The organism is Marinarcus sediminis (SeqCode) (genome assembly GCF_048571275.1).
GTDB lineage: Bacteria > Campylobacterota > Campylobacteria > Campylobacterales > Arcobacteraceae > Marinarcus > Marinarcus sediminis.
In genome coordinates, this window is record NZ_CP182357.1 from 1838239 (window position 1) to 1864020 (window position 25782).

At 32.8% G+C, this 25782-nt stretch carries 24 protein-coding genes; 16 read left to right on the top strand and 8 right to left on the bottom strand.

Translation table 11 applies throughout. From position 1 onward, the window contains the following. Positions 1–5: 5 nt before the first annotated feature. Positions 6–947, bottom strand: coding sequence for a signal recognition particle-docking protein FtsY (gene ftsY, locus ACNI3C_RS09245; RefSeq protein ID WP_419769520.1), 942 nt, complete (start codon positions 945–947; stop codon positions 6–8). Then, complete coding sequence (locus tag ACNI3C_RS09250; protein ID WP_419769521.1) at positions 948–1514, bottom strand: TlpA family protein disulfide reductase; 567 nt, start codon at positions 1512–1514, stop codon at positions 948–950. A 61-nt stretch (positions 1515–1575) separates the two neighbouring features. Here ACNI3C_RS09250 and ACNI3C_RS09255 point away from each other — a divergent pair, with 61 nt between their 5' ends. Both ACNI3C_RS09255 and rny read left to right on the top strand, forming a co-directional pair. Further along, the gene (locus ACNI3C_RS09255) at positions 1576–2118 is read left to right on the top strand and encodes a 5-formyltetrahydrofolate cyclo-ligase (protein ID WP_419769522.1); all 543 of its coding nucleotides are present in this window, start codon (positions 1576–1578) and stop codon (positions 2116–2118) included. A 45-nt stretch (positions 2119–2163) separates the two neighbouring features. Beyond that, the gene (gene rny / locus ACNI3C_RS09260; RefSeq protein ID WP_419771452.1) at positions 2164–3699 is read left to right on the top strand and encodes a ribonuclease Y; all 1536 of its coding nucleotides are present in this window, start codon (positions 2164–2166) and stop codon (positions 3697–3699) included. On the opposite strand, the gene ACNI3C_RS09265 is transcribed toward rny, so the two are convergent. The 3 genes from ACNI3C_RS09265 to ACNI3C_RS09275 form a co-directional block, all read right to left on the bottom strand. Continuing rightward, positions 3687–4250, bottom strand: a complete 564-nt coding sequence (locus ACNI3C_RS09265) for a hypothetical protein (protein WP_419769523.1) — start codon at positions 4248–4250, stop codon at positions 3687–3689. The genes rny and ACNI3C_RS09265 overlap by 13 nt on opposite strands. 138 nt (positions 4251–4388) lie before the next feature. Continuing rightward, positions 4389–5231 (bottom strand): aldo/keto reductase family protein, encoded by an 843-nt coding sequence (locus ACNI3C_RS09270; RefSeq protein ID WP_419769524.1) that lies wholly within the window; start codon positions 5229–5231, stop codon positions 4389–4391. A gap of 66 nt (positions 5232–5297) precedes the next feature. Next, positions 5298–5789, bottom strand: coding sequence for a DUF4405 domain-containing protein (locus tag ACNI3C_RS09275; RefSeq protein ID WP_419769525.1), 492 nt, complete (start codon positions 5787–5789; stop codon positions 5298–5300). 139 nt (positions 5790–5928) lie between these two features. Here ACNI3C_RS09275 and rsmD point away from each other — a divergent pair, with 139 nt between their 5' ends. Both rsmD and ACNI3C_RS09285 read left to right on the top strand, forming a co-directional pair. Next, positions 5929–6519: a 16S rRNA (guanine(966)-N(2))-methyltransferase RsmD gene (gene rsmD / locus ACNI3C_RS09280; protein WP_419769526.1), complete on the top strand. Its 591-nt coding sequence runs from the start codon at positions 5929–5931 to the stop codon at positions 6517–6519. A 64-nt stretch (positions 6520–6583) separates the two neighbouring features. Further along, on the top strand, positions 6584–7330 hold the full coding sequence (locus ACNI3C_RS09285) for an ABC transporter permease (protein ID WP_419771453.1): 747 nt from the start codon (positions 6584–6586) through the stop codon (positions 7328–7330). Here ACNI3C_RS09285 and ACNI3C_RS09290 read toward each other — a convergent pair. Continuing rightward, a complete protein-coding gene (locus ACNI3C_RS09290; protein WP_419769527.1) occupies positions 7327–8151 on the bottom strand; it encodes an SDR family NAD(P)-dependent oxidoreductase in 825 nt (274 codons plus the stop codon). The two genes, ACNI3C_RS09285 and ACNI3C_RS09290, sit on opposite strands and share 4 nt — an antisense overlap. Positions 8152–8207: 56 nt before the next feature. Here ACNI3C_RS09290 and ACNI3C_RS09295 point away from each other — a divergent pair, with 56 nt between their 5' ends. From ACNI3C_RS09295 to ACNI3C_RS09350, 12 genes are all read left to right on the top strand, one after another. Further along, the gene (locus ACNI3C_RS09295) at positions 8208–8918 is read left to right on the top strand and encodes an SIR2 family NAD-dependent protein deacylase (RefSeq protein WP_419769528.1); all 711 of its coding nucleotides are present in this window, start codon (positions 8208–8210) and stop codon (positions 8916–8918) included. Then, the gene (locus ACNI3C_RS09300; RefSeq protein WP_419769529.1) at positions 8915–9688 is read left to right on the top strand and encodes a TIGR02757 family protein; all 774 of its coding nucleotides are present in this window, start codon (positions 8915–8917) and stop codon (positions 9686–9688) included. Before ACNI3C_RS09295 ends, ACNI3C_RS09300 begins: the two co-directional genes overlap by 4 nt. A gap of 70 nt (positions 9689–9758) precedes the next feature. Beyond that, positions 9759–10712 (top strand): YbgA family protein, encoded by a 954-nt coding sequence (locus ACNI3C_RS09305; protein ID WP_419769530.1) that lies wholly within the window; start codon positions 9759–9761, stop codon positions 10710–10712. Continuing rightward, positions 10709–12055 carry a cryptochrome/photolyase family protein gene (locus ACNI3C_RS09310; protein ID WP_419769531.1) on the top strand — a complete coding sequence of 449 codons (1347 nt, stop codon included), beginning with the start codon at positions 10709–10711 and terminating at the stop codon, positions 12053–12055. The genes ACNI3C_RS09305 and ACNI3C_RS09310 overlap by 4 nt, the downstream gene beginning before the upstream one ends. After that, positions 12042–13463, top strand: a complete 1422-nt coding sequence (locus ACNI3C_RS09315) for a phytoene desaturase family protein (protein ID WP_419769532.1) — start codon at positions 12042–12044, stop codon at positions 13461–13463. Before ACNI3C_RS09310 ends, ACNI3C_RS09315 begins: the two co-directional genes overlap by 14 nt. After that, positions 13450–14445 carry a sensor histidine kinase gene (locus ACNI3C_RS09320; protein ID WP_419769533.1) on the top strand — a complete coding sequence of 332 codons (996 nt, stop codon included), beginning with the start codon at positions 13450–13452 and terminating at the stop codon, positions 14443–14445. Before ACNI3C_RS09315 ends, ACNI3C_RS09320 begins: the two co-directional genes overlap by 14 nt. After that, the gene (locus ACNI3C_RS09325; RefSeq protein ID WP_419769534.1) at positions 14442–15152 is read left to right on the top strand and encodes a LytR/AlgR family response regulator transcription factor; all 711 of its coding nucleotides are present in this window, start codon (positions 14442–14444) and stop codon (positions 15150–15152) included. Before ACNI3C_RS09320 ends, ACNI3C_RS09325 begins: the two co-directional genes overlap by 4 nt. A gap of 50 nt (positions 15153–15202) precedes the next feature. Continuing rightward, positions 15203–16288: an EAL domain-containing protein gene (locus ACNI3C_RS09330; RefSeq protein WP_419769535.1), complete on the top strand. Its 1086-nt coding sequence runs from the start codon at positions 15203–15205 to the stop codon at positions 16286–16288. Positions 16289–16464: 176 nt separating this feature from the next. Next, on the top strand, positions 16465–18657 hold the full coding sequence (locus ACNI3C_RS09335; RefSeq protein ID WP_419769536.1) for a PAS domain S-box protein: 2193 nt from the start codon (positions 16465–16467) through the stop codon (positions 18655–18657). Between the two features lie 29 nt (positions 18658–18686). Beyond that, positions 18687–19325, top strand: coding sequence for a pyridoxamine 5'-phosphate oxidase (gene pdxH / locus ACNI3C_RS09340; RefSeq protein ID WP_419769537.1), 639 nt, complete (start codon positions 18687–18689; stop codon positions 19323–19325). A 150-nt stretch (positions 19326–19475) separates the two neighbouring features. Next, complete coding sequence (locus ACNI3C_RS09345) at positions 19476–20432, top strand: HD-GYP domain-containing protein (RefSeq protein WP_419769538.1); 957 nt, start codon at positions 19476–19478, stop codon at positions 20430–20432. A 25-nt stretch (positions 20433–20457) separates the two neighbouring features. Beyond that, positions 20458–21546: a glycoside hydrolase family 3 protein gene (locus tag ACNI3C_RS09350; protein WP_419769539.1), complete on the top strand. Its 1089-nt coding sequence runs from the start codon at positions 20458–20460 to the stop codon at positions 21544–21546. Positions 21547–21556: 10 nt separating this feature from the next. Here ACNI3C_RS09350 and ACNI3C_RS09355 read toward each other — a convergent pair whose 3' ends face one another. Together ACNI3C_RS09355 and ACNI3C_RS09360 are read right to left on the bottom strand one after the other, a co-directional pair. Further along, entirely contained in the window at positions 21557–23737 is a 2181-nt protein-coding gene (locus ACNI3C_RS09355; protein ID WP_419769540.1) for a PAS domain-containing sensor histidine kinase, read from the bottom strand. Beyond that, a complete protein-coding gene (locus tag ACNI3C_RS09360) occupies positions 23734–25740 on the bottom strand; it encodes an EAL domain-containing protein (protein ID WP_419769541.1) in 2007 nt (668 codons plus the stop codon). The genes ACNI3C_RS09355 and ACNI3C_RS09360 overlap by 4 nt, the downstream gene beginning before the upstream one ends. Between the last annotated feature and the right edge of the window lie 42 nt (positions 25741–25782).

Below are 25782 nucleotides of genomic sequence, written 5' to 3' on the forward strand. Positions count from 1 at the left end.
TTATTTTAATTGCTGTAGATTCCATCGAGCAAACTGTCTACAAATTCATCGGGACTAAAAGGCATTAAGTCATCGGCTTTTTCACCTATTCCAATATAAAAAATAGGCAGTTTTAACTGATTTGAAATTGAAAACAAAGCACCACCTTTGGCTGTTCCATCCAGTTTTGTTACAATGATTCCATCAATCCCCACCATTTCATTAAATGCTTTGGCTTGGGCAATGGCACTGTTTCCTTGTGTACCGTCTAAAATCATAATTTTTTGATGAGGTGCATTCAAAGAGGCTTTTGAACAGACTTTGACAATTTTCTTTAACTCATTGCTTAAATTGGTTTGCGTTTGCAATCTTCCTGCTGTATCAATGATGACATGATCAATTTTTTTTGCTACAGCTGACGAGATGGTATCGTATGCAACTGCGCTGGGATCGTGACCTTGTTTGGTTTTAATTATAGGTACATCAAGAATTTGCGACCACTTTGTCAGCTGTTCAATGGCAGCAGCTCTAAAAGTATCTCCTGCACCTAAAAGAACAGATTTTCCTGCTTTTTTGTACCTGTTTGCTAGCTTGGCAATGGTGGTGGTTTTTCCTGCACCATTGACACCAATGATGAGTTCAACAAAAGGTGAGGGCATATTTGAAGTATCAATTAGGGGTGAGTGTTCAAAGAGCATGACCAACCGATGTCGTAATTGTGCTCTTGAAATCAAGCTTGGCAATCCATCCATTGCTTTCTCTATGATTTCATACTCCATATCCGATTCGATTAATATCTCTTCAATGTCATCAAAAGAGATTTTCTCTTTTTTTTGTGGCACAACATGTTTGATGTTACCAATGGTTTTTTCTAATGCTTTTGAAAAAAAGCTTTTTGACGTTAAACCCTCTTCTTCAACTTGAACAGCAGGATTACTCGGGGTATCTTTTTTAAATATTCCAAACATTTAGTTTTTTTCCAACATTTTTTTAATATCAATCTCTAACATCTCTGCAGGAACCATACCCACATATTTTTGAACTAAGTTTCCTTGTTGGTCAAAAAGAAACATGGTGGGAATAGATACCACACCACCAACTGCATTGGCTAAGTCAAAATTACTCAAAGTGTTACTTATTGGGTAGTTAATATTAAACTCTTTTTTAAAGGCATCTACTTGTTCAATGCTTCGATTGTTTTCAAGAAGGACAGCAATGATTTCAAAATCATTTGAGTATGTTTTTCGTAAATTGTTTAAGTCAGGTATCTCTGCTTTACAAGGTTCACACCATGTCGCAAAGAAGTCAAGGAGGACAATTTTCCCTTCATAGCCTTGAATTTTAACATTATTTTTGGAAATCGTCACGGGCAAAAATTGTTGTGCATTTGTTGTTAACTCAATATTGATTGATTGATTTTCTTTTGAAATGGCATTTTTAAATTCATCATTTGTTCCATAATTATCTTTAGAATCACAACCTACAAAAATTATTAGCGATAAAATTGCAAAAAATGTTATTTTTTTAAACTGCATTTTAATTCCTTTAGGTAAAATCATTTATTGGGTTTGAATTCTACCCAAGTAAGGCTTAAATATGATAAACAAAGATCACGCTAAAAGTGATTTTCGAAAATCGTGTATTTGTACATTAAGATTTATGAGTCAGTATACAAAGATTAGAAAAGACAAGACGATAGTAAAAAAACTGCTTCAAGTAATTAACGAGCTTAATGCGAGAAAAATTTTAATATATATTCCAATGGATATGGAAGTAAATGTGCTACCTTTAATCAACAAACTTCGAAAAAGAAGAGGTTTTGAAGTTTATGTTCCTTATATGTGTGGCGATACTTTTAAAGCAGTGAAATACCGATTACCATTAGAGGTAAAAAAATTTGGGATTAAAGAACCAAGAAATTCATTTGTTCGTGCCAAACTTGATTTGGCTATTGTTCCCGTTGTTGGAATCGATAAAGCAGGCAAAAGAATTGGCTTTGGCAAGGGAATGTATGACCGATTTTTTTACAGACTAAAACGTAAGCCGACGATCGTTTTTACTCAAAGAATACTTTGTATGACCAATCAAAACTTAACCGACCAATACGATATTCAAGCAGACTATATTATTACAAGTTAGTTTTCTAACAACATTTAATTTTAAAGGTTTGATATGGATACATTGATAATAGAAGGCTTTTTAGTCGTCATATTAACGAGTGCAATGACTGTTTATGTGATGAAAAAGATTTATAGGGCGAAAATTGATATTTTTATTGAGCAAGCTAAATCAAAAGCAACTGTGATTGAGCATGAAGCCGAAGTGCTTTTAAAAGACGCTCAACTGAAAGCTAAAAGAGAGTTTGAACGAGAGTTTAAACATGCCAAAAGAGATTATGATGAGCTGTTTGCTAAGATTCAAAAAAAAGAGAAAGAGTTAAATGAACATTTGGAGTCTGAATTAAAGACAATAAAAAAAGAGAAAGAGGAGATTGTTGAAAATAATCGAATTATTACTACACTCAAAGAGGGGTTGAAAAATCAGAAAAAAACCTTTGAAGAGAAGATTGTAAAAGCACTGAAAATATTAGAAAATGCCTCAGGTTTAACCCAACAAGAAGCCAAAGAGTTGATGCTTGAAAAAGTCAAAGAGGACTCACGTGCTGAAATTGCTTCTATTTTTAGAAAAAAATACAAAATAGCAGAACAAAACTCTAAAAATGAAATCAATAACATGTTTTCACAAGCCGTTACAAGATATGCCGGTGAGTTTGCCGCTGAGAGACTCATTAATAATTTACCCATAAATGATGAAGAGACCAAGGGAAAAATCATTGGTAAAGAGGGACGTAATATTAAAGCCCTTGAGATGCTTTTAGGGGTAGATATTATCATTGATGATACGCCAAATACCATTACTATTTCATCGTTTAATCTTTACCGACGTGCAATTGCAACCAAAACGATTCAAGAGCTTTTGGCCGATGGAAGAATTCAACCTGCACGAATTGAAGAGATTTACAACAAAGTGAAAAATGAGTTTGACAACAATATCTTAAAAGAGGGTGAAGATGTCATCATGGATTTGGGAATCAAATCTATGCATCCAGAACTCATTAAACTTGTAGGACGATTACGATACCGAGCTTCATATGGACAAAATGCTTTGGCACACACCTTAGAAGTTGCAAATCTTTCAGGGCTTTTAGCTGCTCAAATGGGTGGAGATCCAATTTTAGCCAGACGAGCAGGATTGATGCACGATATTGGGAAAGCATTAACACATGATTTACCTGGAAGCCATGTAGATTTAGGGGCTCAAATGTGTAAACGATACAATGAACCAGAAACGGTCATTAACGCCATTTATGCACACCATGGACATGAAGAGCCTATTAATGTGGAGAGTGCTTCTGTATGTGCAGCCGATGCTTTAAGTGCGGCAAGACCAGGCGCGAGACGAGAAGTTTTAGAGAGCTTCTTAAAACGGGTTGAAGAGGTTGAAAATATCTCAACAAGTAAAACGGGTGTACTGAATGCGTATGCCATTAATGCAGGTCGTGAAGTGCGAGTTATTGTTAAAGCCGAGTTGGTCAACGATGACGAAGCGATTTTACTTGCAACTGAAATCGCCAAAGAGATTGAAGAAAAAGTTCAATATCCTGGAGAAATTAAAGTCAATGTTATACGAGAGTTACGAGCCGAATCTTACGCAAGATAAGGCTGTGACTTCTCTTGCTGTAACTTTTTAAGCAGTTCTAACTCTTCGGCGGTACGAACTTTATTGTTGTTTGTCACTGCCTCTTTGTTTAAATTCGTAGCCTCTTCAATTGTTGTTTTAAGTTCTGTTTTCATCTTCATCAATTTCTTTTCAGAAGAGACAGTAGATGTGTTTGAAATTTCATTGGCTTCTTCTGTAGTATTTTTGGCAGAGTGTTTCATCAGTTTTGCTATTTTTTGTTCTAACTCTTGCATCATTTGAGCAAGTTTTTCTGCATTGGGGGTCTCTTCTTTGACTCTTTTTTTAAACTCTTCTAAAAGTTTTTCTAACTCTTTGAGTTCTGCGACAGTTAAACCTGTTCTTAAAACAGAAAAAATATCTTCAGTGAGTCTTTTTCTGAGTTCATCATCAGTGATCTCTTCATCTGCTTGTGTTGATTTTTCTTGCTTTTCCCCAAGTTGAGCTGCAAATGTATTTTCTCTGTTCTCTTCTTTCTTGTTTGCAGCTACACCCGCATAAGAAAGTGTTGTATTGGAAGTATTAATAGTCAAAATAAAATCCTTCTGTTTAGATGTTTTAATTTTACAGATTTTTGGATGATATTGACAGTAAAAAAGTGATAAAAAGAAGACATTGTTCTAAAATATAGGCTTATTTATGCGTATTTTAAGAAAAGTTATATCTTTTTATTAGTTTAAAAGTTGCTCTATGTGTTGAAGTTCTCTGTTTTCAAGCTCAAATTCAAAAACAGATACATCCTCTTTCATATGTTTTGGTGATGTTGTTCCAATGAGGGGCACAATGTTGTTTTGGGTTAAATATCGATAAAAAATTTGTGCGGGTGTTTTTTGATACTTTTTAGCTAAAAGAAGCATAATCTCATGAGCTAAAATATGGGGATTGGCAGTCAGTGTCCAAAAAGCAAGATAAATGATACCTTTTTGCTGACACCAATCTCTGATTTGAACATCATAGTTTGAATCTGCGTAAAAACGATTTTGTAAGACAGAGGGTTTGATTGTCGCAAAGTCATAGAGCTTTTCTAATGTGCTCAAATCATAACAGTTACTGATACCTAACTGTTTGGCTTCACCTTGTATATAAATGCTCTCCATGGCACGCCACACTTTTTGCAAATTTGAAAAAGGAAATAAGGGTGAGTGTAAGATATAGGAGTCTACATAAGATGTCTGCAAATTTTTTTTACTCATTTCAAAAGAGTCCAAAACCTGTTTTTCCAAAGCATCATTGGGATTATACGGAATATTTTGCCTATCTTGTCCCTCTTTTGGGGTAAATTTTGTTTCAATAAAGAGGGACTCTCGTGTGTAGCCTTGTGCAAAAAGATTGTTTAAAGCTACTCCTACAAGTTTTTCATTGTAATGTTTGGGTTGGGCTGCTGTATCTATACCTCTGAAACCGCTTTTGATGGCCAATTCAACCAAAGTTGCGGTTTGCTCTTTTTTCCAAGCTGTTCCATAGAGCAGTTTGGGAATTTTGACATTTTCATTGCTGATCAGAGTTTGTTCCATGGTTCACCTCAAAGTTATTTGAGTAAGTATAACTTGTTGACTTTGAGGTAATATTTAAAAAAAGAATTAATCTTTTGCGTTTAAGATACCGATGATTTTAAAAGGACTCATGCTGTTGCTTTTTGCCAATTCAAGTATGCTGTGTGCATTGTCAATGTTAATAGACTGTGTTGCAAGTTTTACTTTTGCGGTTTCATAATTTAAATTTAAAAGAGTCAATGCATCTTGCAATGGTGCATTTAATACACTGTTAATGATGAGTACTTTTGGGTTTTCTTTTTGACCTAAACTGTTAAAAATAAAAATAGAACTGATACTTCCAATGAGAAGAACAGATAATAAAAAGACCTTTTTTGAAAAGTAATTTTTCATGCTTTTCCAGTTATAAAAGATATGAAACAGCGTAACTGCTACAAAAACTAAACCCAGAATTTCATGTAATTCTTTAACATTTTTATCAAAAAAATGTAAATAAAGCATGACGCCAGTCGTTCCGATGACGAAAAAAGTGGTTGCAGTAAAAGAGGTTGCAACACTTTTCCATTGTATTGTTGCCATTAAGACTCCTTAATTTGTTGATAGGGAAGTATATCCAAACAATATAACAAAAAATGAACAGAACATTAACGCAATCTTAATAAAACAAACCCTTAACAAAGTTTGACTATAATGACAAAAATTAATATATAAGAGAATCATGAAACACGAAAAATATACCACCCAAATTATTGCAGGAAAATATAAAGGCAGAAAACTCGAACTGCCTTCATTGGATACCACCAGAAGTTCAAAAGCACGACTGAAAGAGTCATTTTTTAATGTCTTACAGTTTGATATTATTGATAAAATCTTCATAGAAGCCTTTGCTGGAAGCGGTTCTATTGGTCTTGAAGCCATTTCAAGAGATGCAGCACGAGCCTATTTTGTCGAGTTAAGTAAAAGTTCATACAATGTTCTTATTCGAAACTGTAAGTCAATCGATGCCCAAAAATGTCAAACCATGTTGGGTGATACCTTTGTTCAAATGCCCATTATTTTGAACTCATTAAAAAACGCTTCACAAGAGATTATTTTGTATGTGGATCCTCCTTTTGATTACCGAGATGGTATGACAGAGATTTATGACAAAAGTTTTGAGATGGTTAAAAATATTGAAAACGACAATGTGATGTTGGTCTGTTTTGAACACATGAGTGAACTTGAAATGCCACAAGAGTTGGGAAAATTTGAACTGTTTAAATCAAAAAAATTTGGTAAAAGTTCATTGAGTTATTACCAAGCCAAATAAAGGAGAGTCTTTGTATAGATTTGCATCGGTTTTTTTGTTTTTGATTATTGCGTTAACATTTCTGATGCCATTTGTCTATACGGTTTCTCCTTATACATTAAATCCCCATGCCATTTTATTGGCACCCAGTTTTGAAAACCCTTTTGGAACAGACAGACTGGGGCGCGATATTCTTGCGCGAATTTTACAAGGAGGGCAAACCTCTTTGATTATTGGGTTTTTAAGTGCTGCCATTGCCTCTTTGTTAGGTTTGTTTATTGGGATTAATGCAGGGTTTTTTAAAGGCAAAGTCGATAAAAGTATCACCATAATCATTGATTTGTTTTTAACCTTTCCTACATTTTTTTTACTTTTGGCGTTGGTTTCATATATTCAAGCCTCTTCGTTGGTGCTGATTATTGTTATTTCCATTACCGGTTGGATGGGAATGGCTCGAATGATACGAAGTGAAAGTTTTGCCATTTCAAACAAACCCTATATTAAAATACTCAAACTCTCACACATGGGCAATTTAAAAATTATCTTTAAATATTTTGCGCCACTATTAGCGCCTATATTTCTTATCTCATTTACCTTTGGAGTAGGGGGAGCCATATTGGCTGAATCGGGACTTTCGTTTTTAGGCTTAGGGGTAAATCCTCCCCAAATGTCTTGGGGAAGTTTGTTAAGTGGCGGGAAAGCAGTGATAGATATTGCATGGTGGGTGAGTTTCTTCCCTGGGTTGATGATATTTTTAGTCACTTTTTGTTTGATGCAAATTTCAGATTTTCTTCAAAGCAAAACCAATACCAAAGAGATACAAACCACTTAAATCTTATTTAACAGTTTATCCAAAAGTGTTGTGCTTAACATACGTTTGAAAAAACCTAAAAGGTGCGTTGCTTTGGTGATATAGTACCGAGGTTTTGGTTTGTGTGTATTGACGATTTTTAACACAGTTTTTGCCGCTTGTTGTGCTGTGAGCGTAAATGGGGTACTCTCTTTGTTGCTTTCTAATCGCTCTTTTAACTCTTTTTGATAAACCGCTTCAAACGCACTGCCTTCAATGGCAATATTCTCTTTAAATTTTTTTAACGCATTGGCTCTGAATTGACTGCTCACAGGTCCTGTGTTTATTGTTGTAATGGTAATGTTTGTACCTAAAAGTTCTTGTCTGAGTGTGTCGTTTAACCCTTCAATGGCATATTTACTGGCATTGTATGCTCCTCTGAATTTTAATGCAATAATGCCCAAAACAGAGCTGTGTTGAATGATTTTCCCAAATCCTTGTTTTCGCATAATTTTAATGGCTTGCGTGGTGAGATAATGCAGACCAAATACATTGGTTTCAAACTGCTCTTTGAGTGTTTGCACACTCAAATCTTCCACCGCACCAGGTTGTCCAAACCCTGCGTTGTTAAACACAACATCAAGTTTTCCTTGGGTTAAAAGGGTTATTTTTTCCAAAGCTACATCTATGGTTTCATGTTGGGTGACATCGACTAAAAAGGTTTCAAACCCTTGTGCTTCAAGCATTTTAACATCGTCTTCTTTTCTGGCAGAGGCAAAGACTCGATGCCCCTCTTGTTTTAAAAGTTGGGCGGTTGCAAGCCCAATCCCACTTGAACATCCTGTTATTAATATATTGGCCACTTCTTATCCTATAATGCATTTTTGGGTATTATATCAAAAATAGTTGGGATACAAAAATGCAAAAAAAGGTCATCATCTTAAGTGGAGCAGGGTTAAGTGCCAGTAGTGGCATTGCAACGTTCAGAGACAAAGAGGGATTGTGGGAAAATCACAACATCGAAGAGATTTGCACCTTTGGGTGTTTGGATTGGAACTATGAAGCCACCACAGAGTTTTATAATAAACGCAGAGAAGACATTAAAGAGAAGCACCCCAATGTTGCTCATAAAACCATTGCAAAACTCAAAGCCTTGTATCCAGATAACATAGAAGTGATTACTCAAAATGTGGATGACTTACTTGAACGAGCTTCATGCAGTGGAGTGTTACATCTGCACGGCTATTTAAAAGAGTTACGATGTATGCAGTGCGAAGATATTATCAATATTGATTATGCCCTTCAAGATAAAAGCAACTCAACGTGTTGCAAATGTGGTGGAAAAATGCGTCCAAATATTGTCTTTTTTGGAGAAGCAGCACCCATGTATGAAAAAATGTATCATGCTTTAGAGTCGTGTGGTTTATTGGTGGTTATTGGCACAAGTGGATATGTGATTGATGTGTCGTTTTTAACCCAATACAGTGATAAAGCCATTTTAAACAATCTTGAAAAAAGTGATGCCATCATTGAAGCGTGTTTTGAAAAAATCTATTATGAAGATGCCACAACAGCCATTGTAAAAATTGAAGAGGATATTTTGCATTACTTAAAAAGTGAGAAAGAGTGAAAAATATCAAAGCACTCTTAGACAAAGAGGTTTGCAACAGAAACAGTGCGTGTGAGCTCTCTTATGAACGCCCAGACCCGCTTTTGGTTGCCAGCCGATATACAGATGAGTATACGGTTTTGTTGTGTGCTTTGTTTGCGTATGGCAATGCCAAATTGATTGTAAAACTGCTCGATGGTTTTGATTTTTCTTTATTAAATCAAAGTGAAGAGCATATTCAAAAAGCCCTGCAAGGAGTTTACTACCGATTTCAAAACACTCAAGACATCATTGAAGTGTTTAAAACCTTCCGACGATTAAAACAAGAGGAGAGTTTAAATGCGTGTTTTTATGAAGCCTATGAAAAAGAGCACAATGTCTTAGAAGGTATAGATGCCATCATCCGTAAAATTCATGGTCTCAATTCTTATGCGTCTAAAGGATATGGTTTTTTAATATCAAGCCCCTTTAAACGAGACAAACACCATACCATTAAAGCCATAGGAAATCCACCGTATAAACGCTGGAATATGTTTTTGCGTTGGATGGTACGAAACGATGCTTTGGATTTGGGATTGTGGAACAATATTTCCACTCAAGATTTGATTCTGCCTTTGGATACCCACACCTTTAAAGTCTCTCAAAAACTGGGCTTACTAACAAGAACAACCTACGACTTACAATCGGCTTTACTCATTACTCAAAAATTAAAAGAGTTTGATAAAGAAGATCCCACAAAGTATGATTTTGCGTTGTATAGAATTGGGCAAGAGAAGTTAATTATCTCTTAAATAGCACCAACCGACATTTTTTCCCTACAAAGAATATATCAATCCAATATAATAGAAAAAAGGATTTAGTATGAAACTGGGTATCTCTTCTTGTTTATTAGGAACACTGTGTCGTTATGATGGTGGGCATTCAAAAAATCGTTTTATTACAGAGGTACTTAAAGAGTATTTTGATTTTGTACCTTATTGTCCTGAAAAAATGGTTTTTACAACGCCTCGAGAAGCCATACGATTAGTGAAATCAAAAGAAGAGAGAATAAAAGTGGTAACTTCAAATGGTAATATGGATGTGACTTCAACCATTAACGATATTTCAAAAGAGCTTGCCAATCAGATTGAGTACGATGAGTTATGTGGGTTTATTTTAAAATCAAACTCTCCTACATGTGGAATGGAACGCGTTAAAGTCTATCCAGAAGAAAAAGGGATGAGTGAAAAAATTGGAGTGGGCATATTTGCTCAACACATTAAATCACAATACCCCTTTTTACCCATAGAAGAGGAGGGACGATTGGAAGATGCGTGGCTGAGAGAAAACTTTTTAATGCAGATATTTGCCTACTTTCATCTTTTTGAGTTTTTAAAAACAGAACCTTCTGTGAAAGAACTTATTGCATTTCATACATCATATAAGTATATTATTTATGCCAAATCACATAAAGCCTACAAAGAGCTGGGCAATATCGTTGCCAATCATGCAAAAAAAGATTTTATAATGCTCTTAGAACTCTATAAAGATGCTTTTTTAAGAGCAATTTCTTTAAAAGGAAGTATTACAAATACTTACAATGTATTACTTCACTTATATGGGTACTTTAAAAAAGAGATCAGTAAAGAGGAAAAATGTGAAATATTGGAAACCCTTGAAGAGTTTAAAAAAGAACAAATTCCTTTAATTGCAGTGATAAAAGTGTTAAATCTTTACATAACACGGTTTGATATAACATATTTAAAAACTCAAAAGTTTTTAAACCCTTATCCAAAAGAGTTGGCACTTCGATCAAAGATTGAGGCGTATAAATGAAGCAGATATTGTGGTTCAGAAGGGATTTAAGAGTAGAAGACAGTGCCATCTTAGCGCATGCTAAAGAGGAAGTTTTGCCCATTTTTATTTTTGATAAACATATTTTAAAACAATTGCCCAAAGAGGACAAACGTATTACGTTTATTTATCAATGTGTTTTGGAGTTAAAAAAGAGATTGCAAGCATTGAAGCTTGATTTGGCGATATTTTTTGATGAGCCTCAAAATGTCTTTAAAAAGCTTAAAGAAATGGGGTTTGATGAGGTATTGTGTTCGGTAGATTTTGACGCGTATGCCAAACAAAGAGATGAAGAGATTGAAAAAATCATTCCTTTAAAAAGATACATTGATGCTTTTATTTTAAATCCTGCTTTGCATTTGAAAAAGGATCAAACTCCGTATAAAGTCTTTACTCCTTTTTATAAATCATTGAGCATGATAAGCCAATCGAAGCACATTGATGAGTATAAACGCAATGAAAATCTAAAGAAAATAAAGTTTGATTATTCAACGATTCCCTCTTTAGCACAGCTGGGTTTTCAAAAGCAGATTTTGCCTCATTTTTTAACGTTAAATGGATTTGAACTTTTAGATGCGTTTCAAACCAAAATGAGCAGCTATGAAAAAAACAGAGACTATTTTAACAAAGATGCCAGCTCGAAACTTTCGGTGCATTTAAGATTTGGTTTAATTTCTCCCAAACAACTCTTTAACTGCATTCGTTTATCCCCCAATAACAGGGGGGAATTTTTTATCAAAGAACTGTTTTGGCGAGAATTTTATAACTATATTTTGTTTCATTTTCCCAAATCCCAAGAGAGCAATTTTAACGGCTTAAAAATATCTTGGAATGACAGTGAAGAGGATTTTAAAAGGTGGTGTGAAGGTAAAACCGGTGTTCCAATTGTTGATGCAGCCATGATACACTTAAATCAAACAGGACTCATGCATAATCGCCTACGAATGGTTGTAGCCTCTTTTTTAACCAAAAACCTCTTTATAAATTGGAAAAAAGGGGAAGCCTATTTTGCGCAAAAACTTTTAGATTATGAAGCCTCTTCAAACATAGGCTCTTGGCAATGGTGCGCAAGCACAGGTGCAGATGCTGCGCCTTATTTTAGAATATTTAATCCTTATAACCAATCAAAAAAGTTTGATAAAGAGGGTGTTTTTATCAAAAGTGTCATAAAAGAGTTTGAACATATTGATGACAGAGTGTTTCATATTGAAAATGGTGTTCAATCTAATGTATTTATAACGTATCCCAAAGCAATGGTGGATATAAAGCTATCGCGGCAAAGAGCCATAGAGCGATTTAAAGAGGCAAAAAATGAACTGTTTTGATATGGCAGTTATTGGTTCAGGCATGGGTGGAAGTCTGATAAGTGCTTTAAATAAAGAAAAAGATATAATTGTATTTGAAAAAGAGTCAAACCTTGGTGGGTGCGCAAGTACATTTCAAAAAGCAGGCAACTTTTACAATGCTGGGGCAACAACTTTTGTGGGATATGAACAAAACCATCCCATAAAAATGATTTTTGAAGCAATAAACTATACCCCTGATATGACAAAATGTGAAGTAGCCATTCGGGTGATACACAATAAAAAAAGTGTGGACAGAGTAAAAGATTTTGACACTTTTTTAGCCAATATCAATGAGAGGTATCCTCATAAGAACAACACACTTTTTTGGAAAACCATCAAAGACATAGATGAAAAGTTTTGGCGTTTAAAGCGCTTGCATTATGCCAAATATAAGCTCTCCTCTTATGTGAAAACGGCATATTCAATGGTGGAGTTATTGGCTGTTTTTAAATTTGATTTGTTTAAAAGTGCGCAACATTTTATGGATGAAATTTTAACGGATATTTCATCGGAGTACCGAGCGTTTATTGATGCCCAACTTTTAATCACACTGCAAACGACTTCAAAAGAGATATCGTTGTTGTCGTTGGCTTTGGGTTTATCGTATCCTTTTCATGATGTTTTTTATGTCAACAATGGCATGGGAACACTTTTTGAGGGGTTGTTAAAAGATGTCAATGTTCATAAAAACGAGCAGATTGTTAAAATAAAAAAAGAGGAAGTGTTGTATCGAGTTATCTCGAACAAAAATGAATATATGGCAAAACAAGTGATATTAAACTCTTCTGTTTACAACACCGCACACCTTTTTGATGATGAAAACATAAAGAACTATTATGAGAGTTTTTCTTTTAGTGATCAAAGTGCTTTTGCGGTATATTTAACATTGGATTCACAAGAGGATTTTTTACACCATTATCAAATCATACTCAATGAAAATATTCCCAATGGCATATCCAACTCAATTTTTATCTCTTTTAGTGCAAAAGAGGATAAAAAACTCTCCAAAAATGGATACAGCATAAACATTTCAACACATACAAAAGCTCTATTTTGGAAGAATATTGATAAAGAAGAGTACAAAAAACAAAAACAAATCACGCAAAATTTTATAATGAAACATTTTTTAGAAAATTTTGTAACCATTCAACAAGAGTCTATAATTGATATACACAGTGCAACGTCTGCGACATTTAATAAATTTATAAACAGATATAATTGTGGAGGAAAAGCAATTCCTTTTAAAAATATATTACAAACTCCCAGTTGCAGAACTCCTTTTAAAGGTTTGTACAATGTGGGTGATACTGTTTTTGCAGGACAAGGTTGTCCTGGCATTGCCCTTGGTGTTGAAGTTTTAAATAAGGAGATACATGAACCGTTTTAAACTTAAAATATCACTGTTTGATTGGACCTATATTGCGCTTTTTGGCACAGTCTTTAGTTTTTTTATTTCACTGTTTTTATATTTTTTAAATGATGCATTAAGAGAGTTTAGCACCATTGTTTTTAGTATGTCAAATGCGGTGTTTATAACGTTGTTTTCATCTTTATTTATATCGCTATCCAATCATTTTCTTTTGCCTAAAATTGATGAAAAATTTTGGATGTTTATCAGTTTTATCTTCTCATTTTTAGCGGGCTTTTTAGGTTTTATCTTCTCTTATTATATTTTTTCTTTGGGTGAATTTCATATTATCAAGTTTATTCAACCCTATTGGTTATATATTGGCACGGTAGTTGGTTTTTTAACGTTTCTTATTGGTTTGATTTTGCATCAATTTATCTCAATGAAATATAAAAATGAATTCATAAGCAGTGAAATTTTGGAGAGTAAAATTAAAGCACTAGAGAATGAGTTAAATCCCCATTTTCTCTTTAATGCCCTAAATTCAATCTCTGAATTGATATATGTGAATCAAAAGAAAGCAGAAAAAGCGACGCTTGATTTATCGGATTTTTTACGAAATGCAATTACAAGAGAGAGTTTGATTGAGTTAAACGGCGAAATCAAAATGGTTGAGACCTATTTGAAAATAGAGAACATCAGATTTGACAATAAAATAAAACTTTACACCCATATTCAAGAGAGTTTGAAACCAATAAACATACCAAAGTTTTCAATCCAACTGCTTGTGGAAAATGCCATTAAACATGGTTTTAATTCCAAAGAACTGACCATAAATGTAGATGTCAATGATCGAAAAATTGAAGTGTCAAATGATGGAATATTGAGTGATAACGTCACCTTTGGTACAGGATTAGGTAATTTAAAAAAGAGATTAGAATTGTTGGATATTGGAAAATTAAGTTATAAAAAAGAGAATAATAAAATGATATTTATAATTCATTTGAAAGGTAAAAAGTGAAAATATTGATTGTAGATGATGAAACGCTCGCATTAGCCAGATTAAAACGACTTTTACAAGAAGAGGGAGTGGATGATATTGTTGAGTGTAATCATCCAATAGAAGCTATAAAAGAGGTTTCAAAACAGAGCTTTAATGTGGCTTATTTGGATATTTCAATGCCAACCATGAATGGGCTTGAACTTGCAAATACTATTTTGGAAATAAGTCCAAATATTTTTATTATTTTCCAAACGGCGTATGAAGAGTATGCACTAGAAGCTTTTCAAAGTGGTGGTGTTGATTATTTGTTAAAACCCATTTCAAATGAGAGTGTAAAAAACTCCTTAGTAAAAGTTGAAAAATATAGGTCAACACCTTTAGATGGCTCAAAGAAAATCATGGCAAAAAGAGGAGATAAACTCTATTTGATTGCACTTGATGATATCTATTATATGAAAGCTGATTTAGATGAAGTGAATATAAAGATAAAAAATACAGATGCTTGTATTCGAAAAAAAATAGGAGATATGGAAACGCTTTTAAAAGGGAAAAACTTTTTTAGGATTCACCGTTCTTGTATTATCAATGTTGATAAAATAAAAGCCATGCAAAGCATTGAACAATCGAAATTAGAAATATCTTTTGACGGTATTGATGATGTAGTAACTAGCTCCAAAGATGGGGCTAAAGAGTTCAGAGAATATTTAAACAGAAGAAGTTTGTAATTATGACTCTACTCATTGATGAAAAGAATATAAAAATCAGAGGATATTAAATGCCAAATAATAGATGTAATAAAAAAATAGTATTAAAAAAGAGAGCGTCGAATGTATATTTTTTAAGTGAATTTGATGAGCTTATAGATAAAAGTATCATATTTTTTAAAGAACTTGGATTTAAAGTGGTCTTTTCAAAAGGGATATTGATACTTGATGTGAAAAATACCAGAGAATTTTTTTCTGATAATATTGATGTTTTTAATGCTACTTTTAATGACTCACAAAGAGATGATATCAAAGTATTTATCGAATATTTAGGTGATAGTCCTTTCAGTTATCAATCAATACTCTTAGCTAAACCTTTGCAAAAATATATCAATATTTTAGAAGATAAAGAGTTTTTTGATATCATCAATCATAAATCTTTAAAATCATATTTTCAACCTATAATTAATATGCATGACAATACAATTTATGGGTATCAAACAGTGATTTTTGGGGTAAAAGAAGATGGGACATTGATGTCACCTGATATATTATTTGAAAAATCAAAACAAAATGATTTGATTTTTAAATTGGGCAGACTTTGTAGGGAAACGGCATTAAAATCTGCTGCGAGTAAAAAAATTACTGAAAAAGTATTTATAAATTTTATACCAATGGCAATTTATAAGCCAGAATTTTATTTTGCTTTAGCAAAGAAATGGGCAAAAATTAACCCCTCTCAAATTGTATTTGAAGTAGTAGAAAGTAACTCTGAAAAACATCAAAAACATCTCAAACGTATCTTAAACTATTACAGAGACAAAGGTTATAATATAGCATTAGATAATGTGGGAGAAGGGTATTCAAGTTTAAATATGCTCATAGATTTTAAACCTGATATAATTAGAATAGATGGAAATGTCATAGACAGAATTGACCAAAGTGAATTCCAACAATCTGTTTATAAAGCTTTGTATACTATCGCACAAGAGAATAATATCAAGGTCTTAGCAGAAGGGGTTAAAACGGTTGATGAGTTAGAAATGATTAAAAGTATCGGAGTTGATTATGTTCAAGGAGACTATTTCTCTAAACTCACTTCTGAACCCATTCGAGAAATAAGAGAAATAAAAAAATTAAGAATGCAAAGGGCGTAGCATAATCCATTTGAAAGAACTGAAAAAGATGTTTGAAGTCAGATATAAAATGAGAAAAAAGAGATTAAACAGTAAGCAGAATCAAATTATTTTTATGAATAACTGATTATAAAACAGTCACTTTATATATTATTAATTAAGCTTTGGTTATATTAAACAAAATAAAAGAGGGAAATATGGATTGCAGTTCTTTTAAAGAGTTTCAAATAGATACAGCTTTGTATAATATTTTAATTGTTGAACACTCTAAAATATCATTAAATATCATTAAAAGCAGTTTCAAAAACTATAGTTACCATCTTTTATACAGCAAAAATGAGTTGGAAGCTCAAAGAATTATTGACGAAAATAATATTCATTATGCCATCATCAATTGTGATATACCCAAAGAAAATGAATATTCATTGCTTAAATATTGTTATGATAGAGGGATTAAAATCTTTTTAATATGCAATCATGAACATAACAATATAGACTTTTTTTACAAATTTGGTGTTATTGAGTACTTTAATAAAAACAGTAACTTTGTGTTTGAGATGAACAACTTACATCAGATGATACAGCAAATAGAACAGAACAGATATCACTCTATTTTATTGGTTGAGAATGACCAAGAGACTCAAAATAAGTTTCAAACGGTATTTCAAAACAGAAATTATAATGTCATTACGGCAAAGAGTACCCATAATATTTTCACCCTTCTTAAGGCAAAAAACATTGATTTGCTTATTTTAAATATTGATATAGAAAATGACAACGGTTTGGATTTTATACTGCAACACCACAACTACATCATCAATGAATTGAAAATTTCTATTTTGTTTGTGACAAGTAATTTTAAAAGCACTGTTTTAAAAGATGCTTTAAGAATGGGCGTGTGTGATGTTATTAAAAAGCCTTATGAGATTGAAGAGCTTATTTTAAAAGTGGATATGTGGATTAACAGTAAGATTAAAAGTGAAAAATTGTTATGTTCAACCCAACTTTTAGAGCAATACAAAAACACTGTCGACAGAAGTTCTATTGTTTCAAAAACAGATCCAAGAGGGGTCATTACTTATGTCAATGAAGCCTTTTGTAATATTTCTGGTTACAGCCAAAATGAACTTTTAGGACGGCCACATAATATCGTACGACATCCTGATATGAAAGCAGCCACATTTAAAAAAATGTGGCATACCCTTAAAAATCTTAAGCAGCCTTGGGTGGGAAAAGTTAAAAACAGAAAAAAAGATGGAAATGCCTATTGGGTGCAAACCATTATTAACCCAATTTTAGATGCCAATGGAAAGATCATAGAGTATATTGGTATTCGTACGGATATTACTGAAATTGAAACAGCAAAAGAGTATTTGGAAAAACAGTTCAGTATTACCAAAAACAATTTTGCTGAAATGATGGTACTTTCAAAACTTTATGAAGAAGCCATAGATAAAAGCAATATTATCATTCGTATCGATAAAGATAAAAAAATTCTTTATGCCAATCAATCATTTTATAATTTAATGGGATATACACCCAAAGAGTTAATTGGTCAACCTTATTCATATATAAAGCGATCTGATGATGTGAAAGATGAATACATTGAATCCATTTGGGAGGATATACAACAAAACAATATTTGGAAAGGAGAGTTACATAACTTTTCTAAAAAAGGCAAATTACACCATTTCATTTCGACCGTTGTTCCCATTAAAAATTCAAAAGGTGAAATTTTGGAGTATATGGGAATACGACAAGATATTACTGAAGTTGTTGAGTTGCATGAAGAGCTTGAAGCCACCCAAAGAGAAATTGTTTATAAAATGGGTGAAATTGGTGAAACCAGAAGTAAAGAGACGGGCAATCACGTTAAGCGAGTGGCAGAGTATTCAAAACGTTTAGCTGAATTGTATGGATTAAGCAGTAAAGAAGCAGACATTTTATTTACAGCAAGTCCGATGCATGATATTGGGAAAGTGGGTATCCCCGATGCCATTTTGAATAAACCAGGGAAATTGACTCCCCAAGAGTGGAAAATCATGAAAACACACTCTGTAATTGGGTATAACATTTTAAAAAACAGTAAAAGAGAAGTGTTAAAAGCAGCAGCAATTGTTGCAAGAGAGCATCATGAAAAGTGGAATGGTTCAGGATATCCCAGAAAACTAAAAGCTGAAAAAATACATATTTATGGACGAATTACTGCCATTGCGGATGTATTTGATGCACTGGGAAGTGACAGATGTTATAAAAAAGCATGGGACGATGAAAAAATATTTGACTTACTGCTTCGTGAAAAAGAGATACATTTTGATCCCACTTTGATTGATTTATTTATGGATAATGTTGAAGCATTTAAAGCAATACGAGATAAGTATAAAGATTAAATTATCATCTTTAAAAGAAAAGAGTAACTATGCAGTTAGAGCAAATGCGTCAAGAGTATTCTACGCAATCCTTGCATCGAAAAGATTTAGAGTCTACACCTTTAAAACAGTTTGAAAAGTGGTTTAATCACGCTTTGGATGCAAAACTTTTAGAGCCCAATGCCATGAGTTTAGCCACCGTAGGTGAAGATATGATGCCCTCAATCAGAACGGTATTGCTTAAAATTTATGATGAAAACGGTTTTGTTTTTTTTTCCAATTATAAAAGTAAAAAAGCCAAACAAATTGAACAAAATCCAAAAGCAGCACTCCATTTTGCTTGGTTGCCTCTGGAACGACAAGTTAAAATTGAAGGAACCATAGAGCAAATCAGTAAAACGGACTCTTTAAAATACTTTTTATCTCGCCCAAAAGGGAGTCAAATTGGCGCTTATATTTCACATCAAAGTGAAATTATCAGTTCAAGAAGTTTGTTGGAAGCAAAATTTAACGAAATGAAAAACAAGTTTTTAAAAGGAGAAGTCCCTTTTCCCTCTTTTTGGGGTGGTTATTTGCTCAAACCTACTGTGATAGAGTTTTGGCAAGGTGGGCAAGACAGATTACATGACAGATTTGAATACCGATTACTTGAAGATAATACCTGGGAAATAAATCGGCTTGAGCCTTAATAAATAAGCTAATAATATATAAAGTTATTTAATAATAATAATAAAAATGATTGTAATAAGAAAGTCAGTGTTAAATTATAAAATCTTTATTTAATAAATAAAAATTTGGTATACTATATAAAAAATAATAAAAAAGATTAAGAAGACTTCATGAATAGAAACGATTTTTTATTTACGCCTATTGCAAAAGATATACTAGAAGAGGGCAATGTTTATCCTTATAACTTATATAGAAAAGTGGATGAAAAGATATTTACACTTATTCTAAAAAAAGACAAGGTATTAAATCAAATTAATGGGAAAAAGTTGTCTTTTTCTGATAATCTTGTTTATATTAATGCCAAAGACAGAAGATTGTATCAAGAGTATATTCAATCGCATATTTCAAATATTATTGACAACAAAGAAGTCTCTATTGAAAGTAAAGTCTCTTTAATTAATCAAATTGCTTCGACTACTATGAATGATCTTTTTGAGAGTGAAGTAACTTCTGAAAACTTGATTAAAATTAATTCGGTGATTAATGATACCATTAAACTGATGCTCAATGAATCTAATGCATTATACGCTATGCTAAAAGTGACTTCTTATGATTATTATACCTATACACATTGTGTTGATGTAGCAGCTTATGCCATTGGTTTTGGAATTTATTTAAACTTATGCCAACACGATTTAGAGACGTTGGGAAAAGCTGCCATGTTGCATGATTTAGGAAAAAAAGGCATTGACAATAAAATCATCACAAAAAATGGTGCTTTGACCCTCGAAGAGTTTGAAATTGTTAAAGAACATCCTACTTTGAGTGTAAAAATGTTAGAAGAGTTGGGTGAAGAAGATAGAGATTTGTTAGTTGCTATTGGTCAGCATCATGAAAAATGCAATGGGAAAGGGTATCCTAAAGGCCTTTATGCCAACGAAATCTGTGAATTGGCAAAGATTGTCTCTATTTGTGATGTTTTTAATGCATTAACAACCCGAAGAACTTATAAAGACAGAATGAGCTCTTTTCACGCTTTTAAAATTATGTGCGGTGAAATGCTTGAGGATTTATCAAAAGAACACTTAGCAAAATTTATCCGATTTATGGGATGTATACAACAATAACTCTGGCTTTTTACATGGGAATTATATGCTCAAAATACTCTTTTTTATATCGGTAATTTTTTTAAATTTGTGGGCGTTTGAAACTCAATTTGATGAAGTGAGTTTAAAAAAAGAGATTGGCCGAATGCTGGTTGTTGGTTTTGAAAATGCGCATGTTGATGACAATAGTGCTATTATTCAACAGATAAAAAAATACAATTTGGGTGGGGTGATTTTATTTGACCGATTTTATAAACAAAAAGATAAAATAAAAAACATCGACTCTCCCCAACAGCTTAAATTATTGACAAGCAAACTGCAACAAGCTTCCGTGATGCCTTTACTCATTGGCACAGATCAAGAGGGTGGACGTGTTCAACGAATGAAACCCATTTATGGTTTTGAAAATACAATGAGTGCACAAGAAGTGGCAAAAGAGGGGTTAAAAAAAGCATCAGTTGAATATGAAAAACTCGCAAAAACCTTAAAAAACAGTGGTATTAATACCAATTTTGCTCCGGTTGTTGATTTGGCTGTTAATCCCAATAACAGTGTGATATATCAACTGCAACGTGCATACAGCAGTGACCCTAAGATTGTGAGCAAATATGCTAAAGTTTTTATACATGCGTTGCAAAAAGAGGGGGTGATTTCTGTTTTAAAGCACTTTCCTGGACATGGTTCTTCATTAGGAGATTCCCACAAAGGTTTTGTTGATATTACAGCTACTTGGAACCCAAAAGAGCTTGAACCTTACGTAGAACTCATTAACGCCAATAGCGTTAAAATGATTATGACAGCCCATGTCTTTAATCAATATTTAGATGATACGTATCCCGCAACGTTATCGTATAAAATCAATACTCAACTCTTAAGAGAACAACTTCACTACAATCACGTTATTATCAGCGATGATTTGCAAATGGCTGCAATTAAAGAGCACTATACTTTGAAACAAACGGTTACTTTGGCGATTAATTCTGGCGTTGATTTGCTTCTGTTTGGCAATCAATTGGCACACAATGATCTCGAAGAGTTAATCAATACCATTTACGAAGAGGTGCTAAACAAAAATATACCTTATGAACGAATTAAAGAGTCCAATCTTCGTATTAATGCACTTCTTTGTTTTTAAAATAGGCGAGTTATTTGATCTTTGGTTTGTTCATTGTGATGATAAAAGAACTTCCATTATAAAAAGTACCGTTGATTTTTTCTTCGGTGAGTGTATATCTAATGGAAGCATTAAATGAGTGCTCAACAATGGTTTTTGAAATATATAATCCCAATCCAGTACCCATCTCTTTTGATGTAAAATAGGGTTCAAAAATTCTGCTGCTGTTCTCTTGGAGTATTCCTCCTGCTAAGTCATTGACTTTGATATAAATCTCTTTTTCATTATCTTCTACTATAATTTTAATGCAGTTTTGTTTCTCTTTTTTATCTTTAATGTCCAATATGGCATCTTTGGCATTATTAATTAAATTTAAAATCACTTGTTTGAAATCAGCTGAGGCTCCAACTATTTGTAACCCTTTTAGCTCTTTATTATCAAGTTCTTCATAATGAAAAAGGGTATTGTTTTGGCAATAATATAACTCAATAGAGATATCATGTGCTTTGAATTGTGCCCATGAGAGTTTGATAATCTCTTTAATTGCTGTAAAAATGTCAAAAATTTCTTTATTGTCGCTCTTTTTGAAAAAGTTTCTAAACTCATCAATGGTTTGAGACATATGATTGAGTTGCTGCATGATCTCTTCTTGAGAATTTTTTATATACTCTTCGTTAAGTTCATTGTATTTAAAAGCGTACGATAGATCTTGAATGGTTATTCCAATGGAGTTAAGTGGTTGTCTCCATTGATGAGCAATTGCAGCAACCATTTCTCCCATGGAAGCGAGTTTTGATTGTTGCATGAGCATTAACTCTTGTTGTTTCTCTTTTTCTTCCAGCTCTTTGAATTTGCTGACATCTCTTATTGTACCTATAAAAAAGAGATTGTCATTAAGATACATTTGAGTTACCGCTAAACTTATGGGAATTTGAGTTCCATTTTTATGCAATCCAAAAAGGTCTCTTTGTTCATTGATGATTTTTGAACGGATCTCTTTGCTGTGATTTTTAATATAATTGTCATGTTTATGATGATGGGGTTCGGGAACTAAGATATTGACATTTTTACCGATAAGTTCTTCCTTGGTGTATCCAAAAATAGAGTGGGTTGCCTTATTGATTTGTTCAATAATGCCATTATCATTAATAATAATAATGGCATCAAAAGTATTATTGAAAATGCTGTTTAATCGTTGTTCTTTCTCTTTTATCGTCTCTTTTGAACTTTGAATTTTATTGATATAATTGAAGATAATTTTTATCAAAGGTAAAATGGGCAGAAAAAGTCCAAACACAATCATAACAGCTATGATTTTCAGATGTTCAAACAGATTTTGTTCAATTTCAGTTTTTGTTTTGTAGATAATTTTGTATTTTATATTGTCTATAAAAGTGAGATTTGTAATAATATATTCATTGGAAATAACAAATTGAGTCCCTTCAAAATTATTGTCAAAAACTTTATTTATCTCTTCATCTTGGTAGACTTTTAATGGCTTTTTGATATATTTTGACCAATTAAATTTTGGATTTGCATGTAAGATGAAGTATCCGTTATGATCAATTAAATAGATATCGACAAACGATGAATGCAGAAAATCTTTTAACCAATTCCCCATATAGTAGTTGATGATAATAATATATTTAGAACCCTTTTTAGTATACACAGGCATAGCCGCACGGATGGTCTCACGAAAGGGTTTTTCAACTACTCCAAACTCCTGATTTAAATCTAAGCCAGAAAATCCAAGCTCTTTTGTTTTAAGTTTATTAAATGCGCGAAAATAGCCTCTTTGTGCTTTGTTTTGCAGTTGTGTGTCTGAAATGGTTTCAATGTGATTGTTCAAATCTTTATCGATTTTAATGAGCTCATCACCTAAGTGATTTAGAATTCGTATTTGCATCATGTTTTGATTGGCTTTAAGAATATTGTAAAAAAGTTTTTTGACATTTTGGTTGTTTTGTTCTGTAGGATTTTCAATATAATCGATGATGCTTTTATGTTCACTCATCATTAAAAATTGATTTTTTTTATCCGTAGTAAAATCATGAATTTGTTTTTTAATAAATTCATGTTCGGTTTCAATTTGATTAATTTGTGAGTTAATCAGACTGTTTTTACTCAAATAAAAAACATTGCCAAACAGTATTAACGAGATGCATACTGCTATAAAAAGTACAATCCAATACTTCTCTTTTTGAAAACTCATGACAGATTGTCTAACTCTATTTTTGAAAGAGGTTTACTGATATAGTATCCTTGCGCATAATCTACCCCTAACTCTTTGACAATGTCGTATAACTCTTTTGAACTGACAAATTCAGCTACGGTTTTAATTCCCAATTCTTGAGTAAAGCTTAGAATTGAACGCACAATAGAACGTGCACTGGCATTGACATGGAGATCTTTAATAAGGGAACCATCAATTTTAAGTATATCAATATCCAAACTGACCAAGTGTGAAAAGTTTGAGTATCCTGTTCCAAAATCATCGATGGCAATCTCTATACCAAAAGATTTTAACTCTTCAATGACTTCAATAACTTGAGCATAGTTATCAATCCCTTCTGATTCAAGGATTTCTATCACCATCCGATTTTCCAAAGCATGTTTTTTGACCTCTTTAATCAAATATTGGATGGTTGAACTCTCTATAATATCTTCAATGGAGAGATTGATACTGAATTTCTCAGTTCGTGAAGCAAAGGTTTCACACGCTTTGCTGATGACAAATTTTGTAATTTCATTGTAGAGTCTTGAGCGTTTTGCTACATGTAGAAAAAAGTTGGGAGATATGACGTCTCCATTCTCTTCAAGAAATCTGACTAAGCACTCTATCTTTTCGATTTTATTTGATTTTGTTGAGAGTATAGGTTGATAATAGATATCTATTCTGTTTTCAACTAACGCTTGTTTGATTTTTTTTGTCCATTCAAAATTGTATTCATACGCTTTTTGTTGATTTCTTTCATGGGTATAAATGGAGTACAATTTGTGAGATTTTCTGGCATCACTTAACGCCGATTCTGCCATTCCAATGAGCATATTGTTTTGCGTGTCAGAAGAAGCGACAACCACTCCATATGAGATATCAATATCAAAAGAGATATTGTTATTTTCAAAAGGATGGGTTTTAATTTCATCTTCAATTTGTTCAATCAGTTTTATAAGTAAATTGGAATCTTCTTCTTGTGACAATAAGATAAACTCATCGGCTGAAATACGATAGTATTTGAAGTGCAGTTTATCGCAAATAGTGCCTAACTTTTGTGCAATGTAGATGAGAACTTTATCCCCAAAATCTAAACCAAAAAGGTTATTGGTTTCATGAAATTTTTCTATATCCAAAAGAATGATGGAAGGATTTTTTATTGTAGTAATATCATGGGTCAATTTAATTCTATTGGGAATACCTGTTAATCTGTCTGTAACAATCTCTTTTTGTAAATCTCTTTTATTGTTGATTAACTCTGTTACATTGTTTTTTATTGAGATAAATTCTACAATATTATTGTTTTCATCCAAAATAGGGGCAATGGTTGTCTCAATAAAAAATGGTTCTCCATTTTTAGCTTTGCTTTTAATGGTACCATGCCATGTTTTTTTGTCTAAAACGGTTTGCCACAATCTTTTGAAAAATGCAGCTGCCATATCTTCATGGCGTACAATATTATGTGGGCTTCCAATGAGTTCTTCTATGGAATAACCACTTAATTTGCTGAACTTTTCATTGGCATACGTAATGATACCTTTTATATCGGTTTTGGTTACATGATTGCTCTCATCCACAATTTGTTTGTACTCATTTAAAAGTTTATTTTTTGCGTGATATGCTTGCTCGATGGTTAAATGTCTTTCTATATCAATAAGTAATGAGAGTAACTCTCCAATATCAATGGGTTTGACTAAAAAATTTTCTACTTTGAGTTTAATGGCTTTTTGGAAATAGCTTGGTTCACTGAAAGCTGATGCTATGATGACTTTTGTATTTTGCCCTTTTTGGCGAAGAATTTCAACCATCTCTAAGCCTGTCATTTCGGGCATTTTAATATCGGTTAAAATAATATCTGGTTGTAACTTGTCGATATGAAGAAGCGCTTCGACTGCACTGTTAAACAGATGAACACGACTCACTTCTCTTTTTAAAATTCGTTCAATTTTTTGACTGAGTAAAATATCATCTTCTATAATAATCAAAGTTAGGTTAATCATATAATCCTCTTTATAATGTACAAGTCATGCAATGATAATAAT